The sequence below is a fragment of the Streptococcus mitis genome (genome assembly GCF_002005545.1).
GTDB classification, from domain to species: domain Bacteria; phylum Bacillota; class Bacilli; order Lactobacillales; family Streptococcaceae; genus Streptococcus; species Streptococcus mitis_I.
The window spans coordinates 1437676-1457142 of the sequence record NZ_LBMT01000001.1 but is presented as its reverse complement, the minus strand read 5'-3'; the positions used below and the strand labels follow the sequence as shown (position 1 = coordinate 1457142).

Sequence of the window (19467 nt, the reverse complement as noted above, 5' to 3'; positions counted from 1 at the left end):
TAGTCCTCCTATTTTCTTTAAGTTAAATTATATACCAATTGTAGCAAGACGACAAATAGTCTGTTTGTAAAAAGCTCTCTATACTACAATTTTCCTGTCACTCTTAATTGCTCTTTAATGAAAAATCACAAATCCTTTTGGAGAGATGACAAGCTGATTCTCTAATTCTTGGCAATTGCTTGCTAGTGCTACTGCTTCTTTCTCGACAATATAATCTTCTTTTGATTGGTTAAAGATAGCTTTAAGAATTTGTCCTTCATATTTCCACTCCAAGGCAACTACATCTTGTTTGATTTCTTGGAGACTATACTTGCCATGCGAAATGATTTCTGACGCGTGTTTGCGAATCTTTATCAGCCTCTTCATAAAGTTCAGCATGTCATTATCACTTGATACACGTTCCCAAGGCATACAACGACGACAATCTGGATCTGGACCGCCTGTCAAGGCTAACTCTGTTCCGTAATAGATGCAGGGTGTTCCCTTTTGTAAAAAGAGAAAGGCTAGGGCTGATTTAACCAGTTGAACGTCTTCATTTGCCGTCCACAAGATTCTCTCTGTATCATGAGAATCCAAGAGGTTAAACATAACCTCTGAAATCTGCTGTTTGTAATACATAGATTGGCCATTGATTTCATCGATGAATTGGTCTGTCTTTTTAATTCCTCGTAAGAAATACTCTTTGATGCTATCAGATAAAGGATAATTCATGACCGCATGGAACTCATCTCCATTTAGCCAAGGCTGAGACCTATGCCAGACTTCTCCTAAAATATAAAGATCAGGCTTTTTAGCTAAAACTGCCTTGCGAAAATCCCTCCAAAACTGATGGTCAATCTCATTAGCCACATCCAAACGCCAAGCATCGATATCAAACTCTTCAATCCAATAAGTCGCAACCTTTAAAAGATAATTCTTGACCTCTGGATTGGCTGTATTTAACTTAGGCATATAGTCCTCAAAACCAAAAGCATGATAAGGCAACTCTCTCTTGTTGGCTAGCTTTTCAGTCGTCACTGGGAATTGTTGGATATGGAACCAATCTTTATAAGCAGACTGCTCACCATTTTTAACAACATCTTGCCATTGAGGAGATTGCGAACCAATATGGTTAAATACCGCATCCAGCATGACTTTCATGCCACGCTGATGCGCTTGCTCCACCAGTTCCCGAAAGGTCTCCTTATTTCCAAAATGACGGTCAATTTCAAAGTAATCTGTCGTATTGTACTTATGATTGCTCGTAGATTCAAAGATAGGACAAAGATAAAGTCCAGTAATGCCCAAGTCTTGCAAATAATCCAGATGGTCTATAATCCCCTGTAAATCACCACCAAAGAAATCATCACTCTTAGGTGTGACAGATGAATCCCAGTCTAAAGTTCCTTCTGGGTTTAATCGAGCATTTCCATTGGAAAACCTCTCAGGAAATATCTGATACCATACCGTGTCTGAAACCCAGTCGGGAACCTGACAGGCATCAATCTCATGAAGATAAGGCAACTTAAAGCCATTTCCAATGGCATGAAGATTTTCTAGAGAATTGTCCACACAACCTTTATCGCCGTACAAAATGCTCTGGCCTTCTGTATCCGTGACTTCAAAGAGATACTGGATACGTGCAAAGTCAACGGACACTTCAACCTGCCAATAATCAAATAAGGCATCAGAAGTTATTTTGGACATTTCTTTTGTATCCTGATAAAACTCCTCCATAAAGATAAAAGGGTCACCATAATGCAAGTTGATGCTTTCAATGTCCCCTTTCTTAGTTCGAATCCGAATATGAAGTTTCTTATCCTTATAAAGATAGGCAAACTCCGACTCAGTCCTATGGTAAATAGCACTTAATTCCATCAATTTGTCTCCTTAAGTTCTAATTCAAATTTTACGCAAACGTTTTCATAATTGTGATTCTAGTATACTACTTTCGTATTTTATTTTCAAGGCTTGTCCGTAGATTCTAGTGGTTTGGTTCTATAAATAAAAAAGCAGCTAGTCTTACAACTTGCTACTTTTCAAATGATGATTTACAAATGTCTTTCCAGCCACTCAATTTTTTTAAAATCCTTATTGTTATTGTGCTCATTTCGATAAGAATCTTGGGAAGAAGCCTTGTAAATGCTTAAAAACTGTTCCAAACTTGGAACGCGAAAAGTGATGTTTTCGAGATGAATCAACTCTATATCCGATTCCGAAACTCCTGCAAAATCAGATAAAGAATCGATACTTCCGAATTCAACACTCAGACCATCTTTTTGGAATTCATGCTCATGAATATCTATTAAGGCGTAACCTAAGTGATTCATCACTTTCATTATCTTGTCCCAGTCATAGATTCTGAGATGGTCAGGAGCTTCCCAACCTCTAGAGTCACCAGGCACATGAATGTCAATGTCAGACGGCCCCCATTCTTCATTTGAACGGTATTCAAAACCCAAAGACCCCATGAGCGTCGGTGTGATTCCAACTTTGTTTAAATGAGAACAGATTGTTCGAAATTCATCAAATAGAGAATCCATTCCTCCTCCAATCGTTGATATAGAACTTAATTTCGTTGTGAATAATAAACTAATTTTTATTTTCTACTCTTTCGGTTTTGAAAATACTTCAATATGTTGGCCCAGTACCCTGATTTCTACAGGAAGGTTATCCGACTTATCGCCATCAACATCTGACTCTAATTCACTATCTGAAGAGATCTTAATATTACGTGCTCTGATATATTCGATATTATCATTTGCGACAACATCGCCTTTTAGTAAATCAGGAATGACGGATAATTTGGAGAATAGAGATGCGTCTTTTAAAATCAAAATGTTAGCATAGCCGTCCTTGTTTTCTTCAAAGATTTTTTTGTCAGCGAAGTAATTTGTCAAGAGAACCAAAACATGGCTTGCTTCACCAACATAATTTCCATTTTCTGTCTCAACCTTAATGTTAAAGACCTGATCCGTCATGACAGACTTCATAGTATTAACAGCATAGGCTAAAATACCGAATTTTGTCTTGTCCTCGATTTCAACATTGTGAATCGCCTCTGGAAGAGAACCGATACTAAAGATGTAACCAAAATAGTTATCATTTGCTTTACCAATATCAATCTTATTGGTTAAGTTAAAATCGAGTTCATCAATTGCGCCATCGATGTCTTGATTGATTTCCAACAGTTTAGTAATGAGATTACCCGTACCGCCTGGGATAATCCCTAACTTAGGAATGTAGTCTCTCTCAGCAATACCCGAAATAACTTCATTGACAGTCCCGTCTCCACCAAACACAACCACTGCATCGTACTGCTCACGAGAAGCTTCCTCAGCAAAATGTGTTGCATCCAGCGCCTTTTCGGTAATTTTGGTTTCCACGTGCTCAAAGTATTCTTTTGCTTTATTTTCCAGCTTATCTTTGTAATCCAAAGCCTTCTCGCCACCAGAAGTAGGGTTGATAATTAACATTGCTTTTTTCATTGATAATACTCCTTAATTTTTAAATAGAAATGTTAGCGTAGCTACATCCATCATTACATGTAATGCTATTATATAATGAAAATGCTGAAAAGAAAAATACGACGTACTGGAGATTGATTTATAAAAACATTGAAAAATTATTTAATAAGAATTTTTAGAATACAAAATATCGGTTGAGTAAAGATTAGAAGATTATATCAGACGACTAGCTTCTAAATATTGTCAATTAACTATCTAAAATAAAGAAACCATTTTATTAATCTGTTTGCCATTAAACCCAGCTTGCGCGAATATTTCTTTAAAAATTCCTTTTACCTCGTCCTCTTCCTTTTTCTTCCAATCCCCATGAAATTCATTCTCGATTCGGTAGCTTCTTTGAATAATCACTTTTACATGATTGATTAAAAATTCTTTAGCTAATTTATGTTCATTTTCTTGAAGAATATCTAAATTACTTTTTTTTAATGAATAAATGTTACCCCCATTAGGATATGAAATAATATTTTTTATGATTAAACTATTCTTGTCAAAACAATCTTCAAAATAGAAATCAGTGATGAATTTGTTTAAATCTTCACCCCAGTTTTCTTTAATCCAATTCCTCCAGTTTTGATGAGTACCAGGTGTATGACATTCAATTATCGTCTTCATTTTCCAAAGCCAGTTATCTGCTCCATCACTTCCAGGGGGGAAACTTTCCACCACTGGCATCATATTTCCACACCAATAGTAAACAATAGCAAAAGCTTTAAAATAAGGTTTCAAATCATGTGGTATCTCTAAATTACCTTTTAATATCCCGTCTTTTATCTCTTTACCACCTTTTAAACTAGTTTCGACACTTGCAATTCTTTCACAAGGTAGCTTAATTGAAGTAAGGATGTCAGCCGTAAGTGCAATACCTTTCGATTTATTGACAAGCAAATGAGCTCCCTTATATCCTGATTTTGATTTTTCTTTGTATTCTTCAATCTCTTTATTATTCTTTAATTTATTATATTCATTAACTGAGTTTTGAAACTGAATAATCTCCCAATCATCTTCCTCATAAAAAGGATACCTCTTATAAAAATCCATTGCCTTTTTACGTACTTCAAATTCACAAGTAACATTATCACTATCTGTAATATCTACTTTATTAATAAATTCATTTACTTGTATCATAAAATATCCTCCAAATTTTTAATTATATAAATCCGTTTAAAAAGACAAATAGATGTGTGTAAATCTACACTAGCTCACTATTTACTCCGTCTTCATAAAAAATATCCTTGACTTGCTCAAAATTGCTTAAAATGATTGTCGCTTACTTTAAACTTAGATACTGTTGTAATTCAGCTAAGCGAACAGCAATCAAATCAAAAGGTTTTAAATCCTCTAAATTATAAAACAAGACATGTATAATAGCTAGTTAAAAATTCAGATTTTCAAAACAAAGGCACTTCTATTGAACTACCTTCCCATACTCTTTTATTTTATCAGCATATTCAGTCAAAAGATTTTTTGAATAAATTTTTTCATTACTTGAATTTCTAACTTCTTTCCAAAGAATAGATGCAACTTTTAACTTGTTTGAGTAGTTACGACTATTTTCGTCTGCACAGAAGTCCTTTAAAAATTGGTTCCATTGACAAACCAAATGATCATACTTGGCATAATCTGAATTTCCATAATAAACTTTTAGCATATCTTGGATTGTAAAACTCAAATCATTTTCTCTTTTTACTTTTCTCCAAGCAGTCGCCATATCGGCAGTAAACTTAAAGGGCGAAACATCTGTTAAAGTTGAGAAATATTCTCTAAAGTCTGCATTAAAGGAGAATCCACATTCAAGTAAGGGCGTATCTAAGGCAACGACTTCTACTTGTTTCTTTTTCCTTTTTATTGATGATTTTTTAATCAAATTCCCCTTAAAGTACTGCTCAATAATATGATTGAGTTCTTGTTTAGTACCCCTATATTCAAGCCCTAATGACTTGCATATCTGTGAAAGTTCATCACGGTACCAATAGTATTTATTGAACTCATCAAAGGATGCGATTTTATCAAACTCAGGTCTGCTTTCTATCAATATAACACCTCCTTAAAACCAATTTAGGTTGTCATATCAAAATAATGGAGTTTTAGTTTCATTGTTTTGACGTTTAACTTCGTTTCACTAACAAACTTACACATTCAACGGTTCGGACTTACCGTATCATCCGTGAAAAAACAATCCTCACAAAATAAAGAAAAAACCTTCGTTTTGATATTGTTCCATTCGTAAACAGAACCGACAATATCTCCAATAATTGCTCCGAGCATAAGATACCTCCTTGTGACATATCAGATTTATTACACATTCCCAATGGTTAACTCTTTAAAAATGGTGCCACCAAATCAATCCACTCTTGAGGCAGGTAAGCTGACAAATAGCCGTGATTATAGCCCTTTGCTTCATACAAAATTGTATTTGCATGTAGCTGATGAAATAATTTCGCTGATTTTTTCACACAGTTCAATTCTTTTTCACCATAGATATACAGAACTTGAGCTTTGCTAGCAGAAATCATATCTTTCAGCTTGTAATGCCCCATATAGGTTTTGTAAATGGTCACCAATGTTTTAACAGGTGTCCTTGGCAGATCCTCCAAATAATAAGCTTTTATTTCCTCTGGATAAGCCAGTTTAGGATAGAGTTTGTTCATCATGCTTAACTGAAGTTTGCAAGAGAATTTATTGAACATCAGTTTACCAAATAGAGACACTAGAAAGATGCTGATTTTAGCTAACCTTGGTTGAGGAATACAGAGGCTTCCATCTATGATGGCCTTCTCAGCAATTTCACTGTCTAAAGACAAAAGCTCCATGGCAATTTGACCACCAAGTGAAACACCACCGATTGCAAACAATTTCCCACCATAGTTTGCTTTGATATAGTCTAGAATCTCCAAAGCAGAATCTTCAGTAGAAACATAATCAAGTTGATATTCCTCGCCGTGGCCATTCAAAGTGGGTAGAATAATACGATATTCTTCTGACAAGATTCGTGCTTGACGAAGATAATTCCACCAAGAACTTCCACCACCATGTATCAGTAAAATAGGAGGCAAATTCTTATCACCAAATTCATGGAATTTCATGTTTAAACTCCTTACTGTAGAACTTTCACTAGCTACACCCATGTTTAATCAGCTCGTACAAGCAGTGATACCGCCTCAACATGTGCTGAGAGCTTTCTTCTATACTAATAGACGAAAGGGTGTGAAAATGATTTTTAAATGATACTGTGGAACGGAACAGTAGCCCTAGTATTGACTACTGTCGTTTCTATTCATATTGGCTATTCTAGGACTGAGATGAAAAAATCTATAAATGCTCAGAATAAAATTGAACCCGCAAATCTCCCCAAAACAATGGTGAGTCATGTACTTGTATTATTCCGAAAAAATACACCTCTGGTGCAGTGAGACAAATTGGTGTATCTTATAGTGGCTTCGTAGATGAAAGCTATACTCTACTATCACTCTTTGATGATGTAGAACAAATTGAAAAAGATAATAGACTTCAGACAGCTATTGATGTTGTCAGAGAACAGTTTGGTTTTTTAGCCATACAAAAAGGAACCGTCCTAACTGAAGGTTCCAGAAATATTGAACGCAGTAAACTTATCGGTGGTCATTCCGCGGGTGGATTGGAGGGATTAAAATGAAACAAGAAAAAAATACAGTACAATTTTCAGAAATCCGTAGCAAAGGATGTAATGATATTGAAATGCTTGAAAGATTTTTACATGGAATCGTTGAAACAGCAACTTCAAAACTTCGTCAGAGAAAACTCAAAACAACTGAAATATCGATACGACTAGTACATGCTAAATCTGAAAACCGATTACCATTGGAATTTACATTTAGCATTAAGCCAACAAGCTCATCTGTGATAATCTATACTGAGGTAATCAATCGCTTTAAAGAATGTTACACAGGTGGGGGAATTCAAGGTTTTACGATTCAATTTGATAAAAATACCCTTGCCTCTGCATAGAAAGGATTTGATATGATTGACCGTTCATATTTACCATTTCAATCAGCAAGAGAGTACCAGGATACAAAGATGCAAAAATGGATGGGCTTTTTCCTATCTGAACATGCATCAGCACTCTCTGATGATACAAACAAAGTAACGTACATGTCTGACTTATCACTAGAGAAGAAATTATTACTCCTCAGTCAAGTATACGCCGGGCAGCTACGCACACGCATTCAAGTGATTGAAAAAAACAAGCGTGTTTCCTACACTGGAACAATACCAAGTCTGACCAAAGATTTCATTTTGATAAAAACTACAACAGGTCACATCAATTTGAAATTAAAAGACATTATTAGTATTGAACTTGTCGAGGAGGTGCTCTATGAATCAGCTTGAGTTTCAGCGTAATCACCTACAAATGGACTATTATAGCGAGAGCTACCAAGATTTTGAACGTGACTTCTACCGCTACTCTAACATGAATATTCCATTGACCTTCCTAACTGATGATATCCTAAAAACAATGGCGACTTCACGTAAGAATTACTTTGTCCTCAATAAGGAAAAGTCCAGAGATAACCGCGATCACTTCTTCATATTTGAAGTAAGTACCGTAGATGAGAATCCGCTAATCTATCATTATACATATAAGAAAACTACAATATATTTAGCAGAAAAATAGGAGCAGTTCAATTGACTGTTCCTATTTTTAATATTCATAAAATCTAAAGTCTTTATACTCTTTAACAATGGAGTCGCCAACCAGAACAGACTATACTGACCAGCGACTACCTTAAATTTAATGTTTCAGATTTATTTTCTTATCTCTAATTTCATAAACTACATCTGCTACATTTTCGAGTAATCGTTTATCGTGGGTGATAAACACGATAGTTCCGGTGTACTCCTTCATTAGTATTTCCAAAGCCTCTAAACTTGGTATGTCAAGGAAGTTACTGGGTTCATCCATTATTAGGATGTTATATCTACCCATGAGCATTTTAGCAAGCAACAATTTTATAATTTCTCCACCGCTTAAAACAGATAAACTTTTTCCAATATCGTTCTGTTTGAACCCCATAGATGCTAGCACTGAACGAATTTCTGATATATTGTAGTCACAATCCTTCTGCATAAACTCCATAACATTCTGATTACTGTTGTACTTGTAACCATTCTGTGCAAAGTAACCTATTTTTGCCTTAGGCGAAATAGAAATTCCTTCTTCATGGTTTAAGATCATTTGGATTAAAGTTGTTTTTCCGATTCCATTACCACCAGTTAACGCCACTTTTGCTCCTAACGGAATTTGAAAAGATGCATTTTCAAACAGAGCCTTATCCCCAAATACTTTATTAATTTCTGCACCGACTATAGGGTATGGATTATGGAGCTCCAATGCTTTACTTTGCCTGAAACGAATTCTGCGAATGCCTTCCGGAGCTTCTACTTTTCCTAAGGCCGCAATCCTGTGCTCTAGGGTTTTAGCAGCATTATACATCTTTTTTTCCTTACTTCCTATTGATTTTTGATGAGCTAAACGCCCTCCGTCTTCAGTACTTTTTTTCTTTGAAGAACCTTTTGCCTTCTGTTCTATTTTACGAGCCTGTTTTCGCTTTTCCTCCGCAGCCCTTTCCAATCGGGCACGTTCCGCAATAAATTGTTCGTATTCTGCAGCTTGGCTCTTACGTTCTTCCTCTTTCTGACGAAGATAATCAGAATAGTTTCCCCAATACTCAGTGATTTTGCCATCTTTCAGTTCCCATATTTTATCTACTATTTCATCAAGAAAATAGCGGTCATGGCTAATAACTAACAGTGCACCTGTAAAATATTTTAGCTGTCCTATTAGAAAATCAATTCCTTCACGGTCTAAATGGCTCGTAGGTTCATCCGCTAAAATACCATGAACCTGTGCCGATAAGGCCTGTGCTATTTTAAGCCTTGTTTCTTCACCACCGCTCATAGTCTGTATATTTAATTGCTCAACACCTAGCTTGCCTACAAGTGCAAAATCTTTTTCCTCCTGCAGAGTTACTTCGTCCAACTGGGGAATATAGGCAAGTTCACCCAGACGATTCATTTTACATCCTGGGGGAGTTAATTCTCCTAAAAGTACCCTGAGTAAAGTGCTTTTTCCAGCACCATTTGCTCCTACTAAACCAATACGGTCATAATCATATACTTCTAATTCATTTATATCTAAAACATCGCGTCCTTTGAATTCCACACGAATGTCTTTTGCTTTTAATATTAATTCCATAACATTTCCTCCTGTCTATAATCGCATGCTTTCATTTGCTTGTATGCAGGGAAAACCCTGCGATTTTAGCAGGAAGAGTTACATGAAAATAAGATACATAAATATTCCTCCAATATTGTTTATTTTAAATCTAATTTTCTAACCTCAGTTATCATTTGGCAAACTATAGCAATGCCAATAATTAAAATACCTGATAGTAAAAACCAATGATTTACACCGATTTTATCAGCAAAGAATCCAGAAAGAATTAACCCAATTGGCATAGCAAGTGACATGATACTTCCGATCAAAGAAAATACACGTCCTAAATATTCAGGCTTAATTTTCTCCTGAAAAAGAGCTGTTTGCACACCGCTATAAAATGGCACCGAAAGCCCCATTATTGCACAGCAAACTACGAATATTACAAATCCATTTGGAGGAAGTATTCCCGAAACGGCTAAACTGGTCCCCATTATAAAAAATGAACTTGTTATTAGTAATACATGCTTTTCGAAGCCCCCTAATCTTCCTAATAATAAGCCTCCTGCTAGCATCCCAAATGCAAAGGAAATTTCCGTAATAGAAATATGCACAGGCGTTCCATTAAAGTGTTCCATGCTTATTAAAGGAAATAGTGCATTGATTGGCATATAAACAAAAGTATATAGTGTTCCTAAGAGTAATAAGGCAAACAATCCTTTGTTTTGTCTCAGAACCACAACTCCTTCTTTCATCTCCCTTATGAAATTTGGTTCTAAACTTTGCACTTGATTACCCAGCTTAGGTATACGTACAATTGCTACCGTAATAGATGCAATCACAGCACCCAATACGTCGATGGCAATAATAGCATTTAAATCCCAAACGGAGTATAAGAGTGCTGCAACTGCCGGACTAACAATATAGCTTATAGACTGCAAAGACTGACTATAGCCTGCGCATTTCGTTAGCTGTTCTTCTGGTACTAAAAGTGGTGTAACCGCATTGAGTGCTGGGGTATGAAAAGCTGTTCCAATGCTACGGATAAACAATACTATCATAATCATCCAGACAGGTAGCTCCATACAGAATGCAACAATAGCAAGCACTGCACCAGCTGCTGCGATAATTAAATCGGCACCAATCATTATCTTCTTCCTATCATGACGATCCACTAGCACACCAATGGCAGGTCCCAAAATCGCATAGGGTAAAAAACCTACTAATGAAGCCATAGACAAGACCATCGCAGATCCTGTTTTTTCTGTAAGGTAAAAAATAATCGCCATTTGCAGGATGGCACTAGTGATTAATGATACTGCTTGCCCTGCCCATATTGCATAAAATTTTCGTTTCCAATTGTTGTATTTTTCCATTTATATTATCTCCTGCATATTATTTTGCTTGAATTTCTATTTTGAATAGCATTCTAGGCAATAAAAAATGCAGGCCAAACCCCACAATGTGGCTTTTGGTCTGCATACATACAATTTGGAAACATTCATATTAAAGACATAGTTAAATAAAGGTATAGTTAAATAACCAATATCCTCACCGTAACTAATGAATGCTCAATATCGTATAAATAAGCACAACAAAAAAGCCTATCATCGGGTATAGATTCTGCTTTTTTTATTGCCAGCTTATCTTAAACGCATTGAGGCTGTCATAGTTTCGGTTCCTCCTACATCTTTGTTTATATCAATTTATAGTATAACACAACAAGATGATATGTTCAATATAAAAGTTATGGAATGAGACTCATACTTCCAATTCGATGCCAGATTTAAAGGATATGACGAAGTTTTCTTCATAGACTGTAACGCTCTGGATTATCTTCCTTAGTAGCAAGCGATTAGCTTTCACAAAATCTTCTGTTTGTAGTTTTAAAAATTCATCAGGATTTTCTAACTCAACCTCAAAATATTTCATTTTACATTCCCTCATTTCATTTATTGATAAATTGAGTTTGCAAAAAAGAGTGGACAATTTTTGTCTACTCTTAACCTTTAAAATAGTTTTTTTTAATCGATTTGAAGTTGCCTAAATTATTACTTATTCGGTAAAATGAAGTATTGCTTTCAACAGATTTCCTTCAACTACACTTCACTTGATTCAAACAAGGTGGGTACATTTCTATTCCCACAAACTCCTTGTCAATGGAAACAAACACGTACCCACAGGGTAAATGGAAATAGAAACTGATAATTTCTAGCTATCACTTCTACTCATTCCAAAAATTTTCTCACTCTGATACTTACCCACCATAAAGCAAAAAGCCTTGCAATCAAGGCTTTCATTATCCCTTTCGTTCAAAGGTTTCTAAGCTTTTACGAGCAGAGCGACACACTCAGCGGTTCGCTATCTCCGTTCTGTCTGCGTGCTAGCACTTGTCAATCACGGACAGCTATCGCATGGGCGGAAGTAAATGCTAATCTTCGTCGTTTTACTCCTTGACTAGCAAACTTACCGCCTCAACATGGTGCGTCTGTGGACCTCAAAAGGTTCAGGGAACCTTTTGAGGTTTAACTGCGTTTCACTAACAAACTCACACACTCCACGTGTGGAGTTAGTCAACATCTATATTATATAACGAAAGTGATAGAGTTGTTGTTTAAAATTAAACTTTAGAATGAAAATATTTAAAAAAAGTAGATCACTTTTAGAAGTGTCCTACTTGTATTATTTTTATTTAAAAAGGGATAAATCCTTAACAAAAGGGGTGTACTCCCGCGCCTTCGGGAAGGAAAAAAAGAAATGGCGCAAAATCAAGGTTTTATTTTTGAAATTTACCAGAAAATACCCTTAATGAAAGTAACGTAGTTCTTGTTGATGGTCATAGTGTGTTCTATTGATGCACGTTCAACGGTTACTAGATTTAGGTTAAAATCGTTAAAGCCCATATCATAGTTTAAAAAAGCGATTATACAAAAACTTGTATATCGCTCTGTTTGTTCACTTACTTTGACAAAGTGGAGGTATCTATCCTCAAGGTCCTCAATGCATTCCATACTGCCAGTAGCGTTACACCAACATCTGCAAAGATTGCCTCCCACATATTAGAAATTCCCAATCCACTTAGAACCAAGAAAATTAGTTTAACTACAATAGCCAAGGTCATGTTTTGCCGAGCTATTCTGACTGTCTTTTTAGCCAGTCGAATGACTTGAGGAAGTTTTCCAAGGTCATCATCCATCAGTACAACATCTGCTGATTCAATGGCTGCGTCCGAACCTAGCCCTCCCATAGCAATACCAACATCTGCCCTAGCAAGAACCGGTGCATCATTCACTCCATCTCCAACAAAGGCAACAGCCTGCTGAGACTGAGTCAGAATTTCCTCAAATGTACTCACCTTATCCTGAGGCAAGCAATCTCCAAATGCATCATTGAAGGCAAATTGCTGTGCAAATTCATCAACCACTGCCTGACGATCACCTGAAAGGAGAACCGTTTTTTTAATTCCGACCGCCTGTAAATCCTTCAAGGCCTCGATGCTCGTCTCCTTCACTTGGTCTGTGATAAGGAAATAGCCTAAAAAGTGACTGTCCTCTGCCAAATAGAGAACTGTTCCTGTGCTGTCAATAGCTGGATAAGCAATCCCTTGAACTTCCATTAATCTAGCATTCCCAAGATAGAGCTGTCTGCCATCTATCCTACCGGACATGCCCTGCCCTGGTAGCTCGGTAATCTGACTCACCCTATTCTCGTCCACTTCCTGTCCATAGGCTGTTCGAATCGAGTTTGCGATTGGATGATTGGAATAGCTTTCCAAATGGGCAGCGAGGTACAGAATATTATCCTCGATACCTTCTGCGTTGACAACGGTATCTACCGCAAAGATACCTTTTGTAATTGTCCCCGTCTTATCAAATACGACCGTATCCAACTTGGCAAGAGCCTCTAAATAATTTCCACCTTTCACTAAGACACCTAATTTAGATGCTCCCCCTAGCCCGCCAAAGAAACTCATTGGTACCGAAACCGCAAGAGCACAAGGGCAAGAAATGACTAAAAAGGTAAGTGCCCGATAAAGCCAAGTCGACCACTCCCCTAAACCAAGCAAGGGAGGCAGGCTTGCAAGCAGAAAAGCGATTCCGACAACCACTGGTGTATACACACGCGAAAAACGTGTGATCATCCGTTCCGTCTCCGCTTTTTTATTGCTTGCATTTTCAACTAATTCCAAAATTTTGTTGACCGTTGATTGCGAAAAAGTCTTTCTCACTTCAATTACCAATGGACTAGTCAAATTGATCACACCACTTGTAATGTCCTCACCAACGCCAATTTCCCTAGGCAGTGATTCTCCTGTCAAGGCTGACGTATCCAGAATAGAACGACCTTTTCTGACCAGACCATCTAGGGGCACCTTCTCCCCAGGCTTAACTAAAATATGGTCCGCAACCCTTACTGTTTCAGGGTCTACTTGAACGGCTTCTCCCCCCTCTAGTCTCCAAGCCTTAACCGACCGAATATCCATCAATTGTGCAATGGACTGACGAGATTGAGAGGTGGCCTTGTCTTGGAAATACTCCCCAATCTGATAAAAAAGCATGACGGCTACTGCCTCTGGAAATTCTCCCAAGAGAAAGGCTCCTAAGGTCGCGATACTCATCAAAAAGTTTTCATCAAAAATATTGCCACGTTGAATATTTTGAACCATCTTGATAAGAACCTTATGACCGATAATGATATATAGGGTCAGATAATAGACCAGACGAATCCAGAAATACTCCTCTGGCAGGAAAAAGCCGAAGGCAAATAGAATCGTAACAGCAAGTAGCAGCTCTTTCGCCCAATCTCGTTTTTCTGGAAGTGCCTCTTCCTTTTTCTCACTGATCACTTCGATTCCAGGTTCAATAGCATCTACTAAGTCAATAATTTCCTTATCTATCCCATCTTCGCTTTTTGTTTCCAAAGTCAGCTTTTGAGCTATCAGATTGACAGTGGCAGATTCTACCTGCTCCAATTGATTGACAGCACGTTCAATCTTAGCAGCACAATTGCCACAGTCAATTCCCCGAAGTACATACTCTTTCTTCATGTTTTTCCTCCTTCAAATGCTTCAGTGTCAAAGACAAGACTGATGCGACATGATTATCCGCAAGTTCATAATAGGTCATCTTTCCTTTTTTCTCCCCCTTGACCAATTGGCAGTCCCGCAGATAGCGTAGTTGGTGAGAAATAGCAGATTTGGTCATCTGTAACGCAATCGCTAAGTCTCCGACACAAATTGTTTTTTGCCGTACTGCTTGTAAAATCCGCAAACGAGTTGGATCAGAAATCGCCTTAAAAAAATTGGACATATTTAGCAATGTAACGGTATCAAACTCCGTCTCATGGACCCCTTGAATTAAATCTGGATTACAAGCTGTTAAACACTGTGACATATTTTGTATTCCTCCTATCCTAAAGTTGTATCAAGTAACATCATAATTAGAAATCCGTCCATAAACTCACCTGTTGCAATATCGGTATTCTTGTGTTCTTGAGCACCTGGCACAAGTTTTTCCACTACAACATAAATCATGGCTCCTGCCGCAAATGAGAGAGCATAAGATAGTAGCTGGGGCATAGACATAACAGCATAGGCCCCTAAAACAACTGCAATCGGCTCAACAATCGCTGACATGGCGCCATAGTAGAAAGCTGATTTCCTACTTCGCCCTTCTGCCCGTAGCGGCAAGGACAAGGCAGAGCCTTCTGGAATATTTTGGATACCAATTCACAAGGCTAATCCAAGGGCACTCATCCACGTAAAGGAAAGTCCAGTTGTGGCATTTGCCACACCAACTGCTAAGCCCTCTGGTATATTATGAATCACTACCGCCAGATAAAGCAGCATGGTCTTTGATAAGGGTCTTTGGGGATTCAAAATCCCTTCCTTATCACTCATCTGTTGATTCAAATGCAGGTGGGGAACCAAATAATCAATAAAGCGGATAATTAAGCCCCCGACAATAAAAACCAACAGCCGTCGGCAACCAGTAAAATCTGTTTGCAGCCATTGACTGGCTATAGCCAAATGAAAGGACAAGCAAAGACCAGACTGCAGCTGCCGTCATAATACCCGCTGCCAAGCCCATCATCATATCCATGAATTTTTGATGAATGGTTTTGACAAAAAAGACCAAACTAGCACCGATAATGGTACAAAACAGGTGAATAAGCCAGCTAATAAAGCTTGCATTACTGGTGATAGAGATGAAAAAAATGACATCTTATACCTCAATAATCGATAATAGTTGAGCAACTGTTCAACTATTACCATTATAGTTGAACAGTTGCTCAATTGTCAAGGAAGAAAGTAAAAAAGCTATGAGAAATCCCCATAGCTAGGTGGGTATGTTTATTCCCATTACCTCCTAGTCTATGGAAACAAACACATACCTATAGGGTATTCTACTCACTCTGATACCTATCCTACCATATAAGAAAAATAGTTCCACAAACCATCATAGTGATATCTGAAAATAAAAAAGGGGGGCCAAAACTATTCCCACAGACACCTCACATGCAGGAACATTTTGAACCTCCACTGAGTATGTGGAAATAAATTTCAGACATTACTGCTATCAATAATACTATCTCAACTCAGACTGTTAGATTTATACTTCACTCAAAATTCAAAAAAGGCTTAATATCAAGCCTTTTGTAAACCCTGAAACGGTAGACTATATCTTTTTCTCCAGTAGTCCCAAAACCTCGATATGTGCTTACATCTTGCTTTTCCTTCTACAAATTGACTAAAGTTAAATTTGGAGTATTAGAGGAACTGAAATATCCTATTTCTAACCTATAGTTATGCCTATTCGGTTCGAGTTTCAACTAAGTATATTCCCCATTCAGCTAATTCTACAGGCAAATCATAAACAGTTTTTCCATTACTTTCATAGATTTCAGAGATTCCTGGTGAAGTCTTAGAAAAAGTTCCCCAAGCTGTCACTAGTTCTTCTACAAATTGAATATTATGAGGTTCAAAAAAGTCATTAAATTTCGATAGTTCTTTACTATAAATTGTCACAACATTATAGCTATCAAGCATGATCTCATCATGACTTTTATGCCCACCAAATCCAAACTTACTTAGTCCATCATTAACAAGTAAATCACCGTATCTAATCAACAGTGCTAGGCATTCCTCTCTTGAACAACCATCAATATAATAAACATCCTTATGAGATTCCTTGATAATATTCTTTTCTATCACTTTTTCTCTATCAATACTGACAGGCAATTCCAAAATAAAAAACAAGGGCTCATCATGAATCGCAATAAAGTGTTGAAAAACCTCTAATATTTTTTCTGCGTGTACATTCGCCATCAAATGATGTTCAGTTAACTTTGTAAATGATTCAAACAGGTTTTCTACCAAGCTAACTTGGTGACCTTTTACTAAATTCAACATTATGCGTCCTCCAGAGAATTTAAACAATATCCACATTTATAATCTCATTATACCATTAACCCACTAAAAAGACTGTAACTTCCCAGTAACAGTCTCTTATAAATCTACCTCAGTTCCTTCAAGGAAAGTTACTACAATTTGTCCAGCTTCTGAAATACTGATGTGGTCGAGAACTCGATTCATGATAACTCCATCAAATTTATCTAAATCTAGTATCTGATACATCTGCTTTGCATAGTGCTTATGGAGAAGATTTGCTCCCTGCTCTAGCTTTTGCCACTTAGCTACCACATCAGATCTATGTTCTTGAGCAGTCTAATAAATCTTCTAAAAATTAAAACTCAAACTATGTTAAGAAATTCGGCTCTATAATATTTGTAGTGGGTAAATCCCCTATAGATATTATGGAGCCTATTTTAGGGTAGAAAAAAAGTCCCATATGACCTATAATGAAAAGCGATCAAACAACTCATTAGAAAGAATCATATGGAACAATTACATTTTATCACAAAACTACTAGACATTAAAGACCCTAATATTCAAATTATAGATATCATCAATAGGGATACACACAAAGAAATCATCGCCAAACTGGACTACGATGCTCCATCTTGTCCTTATTGTGGAAGTCAAATGAAAAAATATGACTTTCAAAAACCTTCTAAGATTCCTTACCTCAAAACGACTGGTATGCCTACTAGAATTCTATTTAGAAAGCGTCGTTTCAAGTGCTATCATTGCTCGAAAATGATGGTCGCCGAGACCTCACTCGTCAAGAAGAATCATCAAATTCCTCGTATTATCAACCAAAAGATTGCGCAAAAGTTAATTGAAAAGACTTCTATGACCGATATTGCCCATCAGCTTTCCATTTCAACTTCAACTGTCATTCGAAAGCTCAATGATTTCCACTTTAAGCATGATTTTTCTCGTCTTCCTGAGATTATGTCCTGGGACGAGTATGCCTTTACTAAGGGAAAGATGAGTTTCATTGCACAAGATTTTGATAATCTCAACATCATCACTGTTCTTAAGGGTAGAACACAAGCTGTCATTCGTGATCACTTTCTTAAATATGATAGAGCCGTCCGATGTCGCACCAAAATCATTACTATGGATATGTTTAGTCCTTACTATGACTTGGCTAAACATCTTTTTCCGTATGCCAAAATCGTTCTAGATCGCTTCCACATTGTACAACATCTTAGCCGTGCTATGAGTCGTGTGCGTGTTCAAATCATGAATCAGTTTGAGCGAAAATCTCATGAATACAAGGCTATCAAGCGCTACTGGAAACTCATTCAACAGGATAGCCGTAAACTCAGTGATAAGCGATTTTATCGCCCTACTTTTCGTATGCACTTAACCAATAAAGAGATTCTAGACAAGCATTTGAACTATTCAGAAGACTTGAAACATCACTATCATCTCTATCAGCTCTTGCTTTTTCACTTTCAGAATAAGGATCCGGAGAAATTTTTCGGGCTCATTGAGGACAATCTAAATCAGGCTCATCCTCTCTTTCAGACTGTATTTAAAACCTTCCTCAAGGATAAAGAAAAGATTGTCAATGCCCTTCAATTACCCTATTCTAATGCCAAATTGGAGGCCACCAATAATCTCATTAAACTTATCAAACGCAATGCATTTGGTTTTCGAAACTTTGAAAATTTCAAAAAACGGATTTTTATAGCTCTGAACATTAAAAAAGAAAGGACGAAATTTGTCCTTTCTCGAGCTTAGCTTTTCTTCAACCCACTACAGTTGACAAAGAGCCAGAAATTCATCAACAACATCTGAAAATTTCCACAAGACTAAATCTTGCCTAAGTTTCATATATAAGAGGGGACACATTCATTCCCATAAAGCCATGCTCATTGGTAATGAATGTATCCCCTATGGGTAATTGGAAATAAAAACTCACTAACACCACCTATCGGACCAAGACACTCAACTGCTGCTCTAAGTCTGATACTTCCTCATATATCACAAAAAGCCTTACAATAAAATTGATTCATACCAAGCTTTCTAGGCTTTTACGAGCAAAGCTACACACTCGACGTGTAGTGATAGCTTTCTTCTATACTAATAGACGAAAGAGAAAAAAAGTGATTTTAGAATTATACTGTAGAAATAAATATTAACTTTAGTAATGACTAACTTTCTAAAATATCTTCAATAAGCGGTTCTATCCTCTGGATAATAAATCAGAAATTCTGAACTGCATGTAAACTCTATACAATTCAAGGTACTTCAGGAATCAAACATCTTCAACACTATTTTCAACTTACCTAGATATATAAAATAAGGAGGAAAGTTTATTAACCTTCCCCCTTATGACCTTTTGAAAACCTCTT

Annotated in this window: 19 protein-coding genes and 1 pseudogene; 5 read left to right on the top strand and 15 right to left on the bottom strand. The window is 36.8% G+C overall.

The annotated features are described in order from the left end of the window. Window positions 1-114: 114 nt before the first annotated feature. The 7 genes from QS39_RS07430 to QS39_RS07400 all read right to left on the bottom strand — a co-directional run bounded on the left by QS39_RS07430 (window position 115) and on the right by QS39_RS07400 (window position 6589). The gene (locus QS39_RS07430) at window positions 115-1857 is read right to left on the bottom strand and encodes a glycoside hydrolase family 13 protein (protein ID WP_077805091.1); all 1743 of its coding nucleotides are present in this window, start codon (window positions 1855-1857) and stop codon (window positions 115-117) included. A 173-nt stretch (window positions 1858-2030) separates the two neighbouring features. Continuing rightward, entirely contained in the window at window positions 2031-2522 is a 492-nt protein-coding gene (locus QS39_RS07425) for a hypothetical protein (protein WP_000377650.1), read from the bottom strand. A gap of 63 nt (window positions 2523-2585) precedes the next feature. Continuing rightward, window positions 2586-3467, bottom strand: coding sequence for a diacylglycerol/lipid kinase family protein (locus QS39_RS07420; protein ID WP_077805090.1), 882 nt, complete (start codon window positions 3465-3467; stop codon window positions 2586-2588). A 234-nt stretch (window positions 3468-3701) separates the two neighbouring features. After that, window positions 3702-4631, bottom strand: coding sequence for a hypothetical protein (locus QS39_RS11375; protein ID WP_239667296.1), 930 nt, complete (start codon window positions 4629-4631; stop codon window positions 3702-3704). A gap of 280 nt (window positions 4632-4911) precedes the next feature. Then, window positions 4912-5538, bottom strand: a complete 627-nt coding sequence (locus QS39_RS07410) for an SAP domain-containing protein (RefSeq protein ID WP_049511200.1) — start codon at window positions 5536-5538, stop codon at window positions 4912-4914. A 104-nt stretch (window positions 5539-5642) separates the two neighbouring features. After that, window positions 5643-5771 (bottom strand): ADP-ribosylglycohydrolase, encoded by a 129-nt coding sequence (locus QS39_RS07405; RefSeq protein WP_077805089.1) that lies wholly within the window; start codon window positions 5769-5771, stop codon window positions 5643-5645. A gap of 47 nt (window positions 5772-5818) precedes the next feature. Then, complete coding sequence (locus QS39_RS07400; RefSeq protein WP_077805088.1) at window positions 5819-6589, bottom strand: alpha/beta hydrolase; 771 nt, start codon at window positions 6587-6589, stop codon at window positions 5819-5821. A gap of 323 nt (window positions 6590-6912) precedes the next feature. On the opposite strand from QS39_RS07400, the gene QS39_RS07390 reads away from it, so the two are divergent. From QS39_RS07390 to QS39_RS07375, 4 genes are read left to right on the top strand one after another with little or no spacing between them, the layout of a single operon-like run. After that, complete coding sequence (locus QS39_RS07390) at window positions 6913-7158, top strand: hypothetical protein (RefSeq protein ID WP_001813542.1); 246 nt, start codon at window positions 6913-6915, stop codon at window positions 7156-7158. Next, on the top strand, window positions 7155-7490 hold the full coding sequence (locus QS39_RS07385; protein WP_000806926.1) for a DinB/UmuC family translesion DNA polymerase: 336 nt from the start codon (window positions 7155-7157) through the stop codon (window positions 7488-7490). Before QS39_RS07390 ends, QS39_RS07385 begins: the two co-directional genes overlap by 4 nt. Window positions 7491-7502: 12 nt before the next feature. Further along, complete coding sequence (locus QS39_RS07380; protein ID WP_000567222.1) at window positions 7503-7871, top strand: hypothetical protein; 369 nt, start codon at window positions 7503-7505, stop codon at window positions 7869-7871. Further along, complete coding sequence (locus tag QS39_RS07375; RefSeq protein WP_001072467.1) at window positions 7858-8157, top strand: DUF5960 family protein; 300 nt, start codon at window positions 7858-7860, stop codon at window positions 8155-8157. Before QS39_RS07380 ends, QS39_RS07375 begins: the two co-directional genes overlap by 14 nt. A 117-nt stretch (window positions 8158-8274) precedes the next feature. Here the strand turns inward: QS39_RS07375 and msr(D) are convergent, their stop codons facing one another. The 8 genes and pseudogenes from msr(D) to QS39_RS07335 form a co-directional block, all read right to left on the bottom strand. After that, window positions 8275-9738: an ABC-F type ribosomal protection protein Msr(D) gene (msr(D), locus tag QS39_RS07370; protein WP_000420313.1), complete on the bottom strand. Its 1464-nt coding sequence runs from the start codon at window positions 9736-9738 to the stop codon at window positions 8275-8277. 119 nt (window positions 9739-9857) lie between these two features. Next, entirely contained in the window at window positions 9858-11075 is a 1218-nt protein-coding gene (gene mef(A) / locus QS39_RS07365; protein ID WP_000417519.1) for a macrolide efflux MFS transporter Mef(A), read from the bottom strand. A 385-nt stretch (window positions 11076-11460) separates the two neighbouring features. Beyond that, window positions 11461-11631 (bottom strand): hypothetical protein, encoded by a 171-nt coding sequence (locus QS39_RS07360; RefSeq protein WP_000873143.1) that lies wholly within the window; start codon window positions 11629-11631, stop codon window positions 11461-11463. 1027 nt (window positions 11632-12658) lie between these two features. Next, window positions 12659-14746, bottom strand: a complete 2088-nt coding sequence (locus QS39_RS07355) for a heavy metal translocating P-type ATPase (protein WP_000712649.1) — start codon at window positions 14744-14746, stop codon at window positions 12659-12661. Further along, a complete protein-coding gene (locus tag QS39_RS07350) occupies window positions 14715-15092 on the bottom strand; it encodes an ArsR/SmtB family transcription factor (RefSeq protein WP_000076060.1) in 378 nt (125 codons plus the stop codon). Before QS39_RS07350 ends, QS39_RS07355 begins: the two co-directional genes overlap by 32 nt. A 14-nt stretch (window positions 15093-15106) precedes the next feature. Beyond that, window positions 15107-15922, bottom strand: a pseudogene (locus QS39_RS11370) (ZIP family metal transporter). 588 nt (window positions 15923-16510) lie between these two features. Continuing rightward, window positions 16511-17110, bottom strand: coding sequence for a hypothetical protein (locus tag QS39_RS07340; protein ID WP_000933555.1), 600 nt, complete (start codon window positions 17108-17110; stop codon window positions 16511-16513). A 96-nt stretch (window positions 17111-17206) separates the two neighbouring features. Then, entirely contained in the window at window positions 17207-17401 is a 195-nt protein-coding gene (locus tag QS39_RS07335) for a hypothetical protein (protein ID WP_004261333.1), read from the bottom strand. A gap of 195 nt (window positions 17402-17596) precedes the next feature. Here QS39_RS07335 and QS39_RS07330 point away from each other — a divergent pair, with 195 nt between their 5' ends. Then, window positions 17597-18853 (top strand): ISL3 family transposase, encoded by a 1257-nt coding sequence (locus tag QS39_RS07330; RefSeq protein WP_077805087.1) that lies wholly within the window; start codon window positions 17597-17599, stop codon window positions 18851-18853. Window positions 18854-19467: the final 614 nt, after the last annotated feature.

Bases quoted from the DNA above. Each gene is read 5' to 3' on its own strand.
- QS39_RS07430 (WP_077805091.1), bottom strand. From the start codon at position 1,857: ATGGAATTAAGTGCTATTTACCATAGGACTGAGTCGGAGTTTGCCTAT.
- QS39_RS07425 (WP_000377650.1), bottom strand. From the start codon at position 2,522: ATGGATTCTCTATTTGATGAATTTCGAACAATCTGTTCTCATTTAAAC.
- QS39_RS07420 (WP_077805090.1), bottom strand. From the start codon at position 3,467: ATGAAAAAAGCAATGTTAATTATCAACCCTACTTCTGGTGGCGAGAAG.
- QS39_RS11375 (WP_239667296.1), bottom strand. From the start codon at position 4,631: ATGATACAAGTAAATGAATTTATTAATAAAGTAGATATTACAGATAGT.
- QS39_RS07405 (WP_077805089.1), bottom strand. From the start codon at position 5,771: ATGCTCGGAGCAATTATTGGAGATATTGTCGGTTCTGTTTACGAATGG.
- QS39_RS07400 (WP_077805088.1), bottom strand. From the start codon at position 6,589: ATGAAATTCCATGAATTTGGTGATAAGAATTTGCCTCCTATTTTACTG.
- QS39_RS07385 (WP_000806926.1), top strand. From the start codon at position 7,155: ATGAAACAAGAAAAAAATACAGTACAATTTTCAGAAATCCGTAGCAAA.
- QS39_RS07380 (WP_000567222.1), top strand. From the start codon at position 7,503: ATGATTGACCGTTCATATTTACCATTTCAATCAGCAAGAGAGTACCAG.
- QS39_RS07375 (WP_001072467.1), top strand. From the start codon at position 7,858: ATGAATCAGCTTGAGTTTCAGCGTAATCACCTACAAATGGACTATTAT.
- QS39_RS07360 (WP_000873143.1), bottom strand. From the start codon at position 11,631: ATGAAATATTTTGAGGTTGAGTTAGAAAATCCTGATGAATTTTTAAAA.
- QS39_RS07355 (WP_000712649.1), bottom strand. From the start codon at position 14,746: ATGAAGAAAGAGTATGTACTTCGGGGAATTGACTGTGGCAATTGTGCT.
- QS39_RS07350 (WP_000076060.1), bottom strand. From the start codon at position 15,092: ATGTCACAGTGTTTAACAGCTTGTAATCCAGATTTAATTCAAGGGGTC.
- QS39_RS07340 (WP_000933555.1), bottom strand. From the start codon at position 17,110: ATGTTGAATTTAGTAAAAGGTCACCAAGTTAGCTTGGTAGAAAACCTG.
- QS39_RS07330 (WP_077805087.1), top strand. From the start codon at position 17,597: ATGGAACAATTACATTTTATCACAAAACTACTAGACATTAAAGACCCT.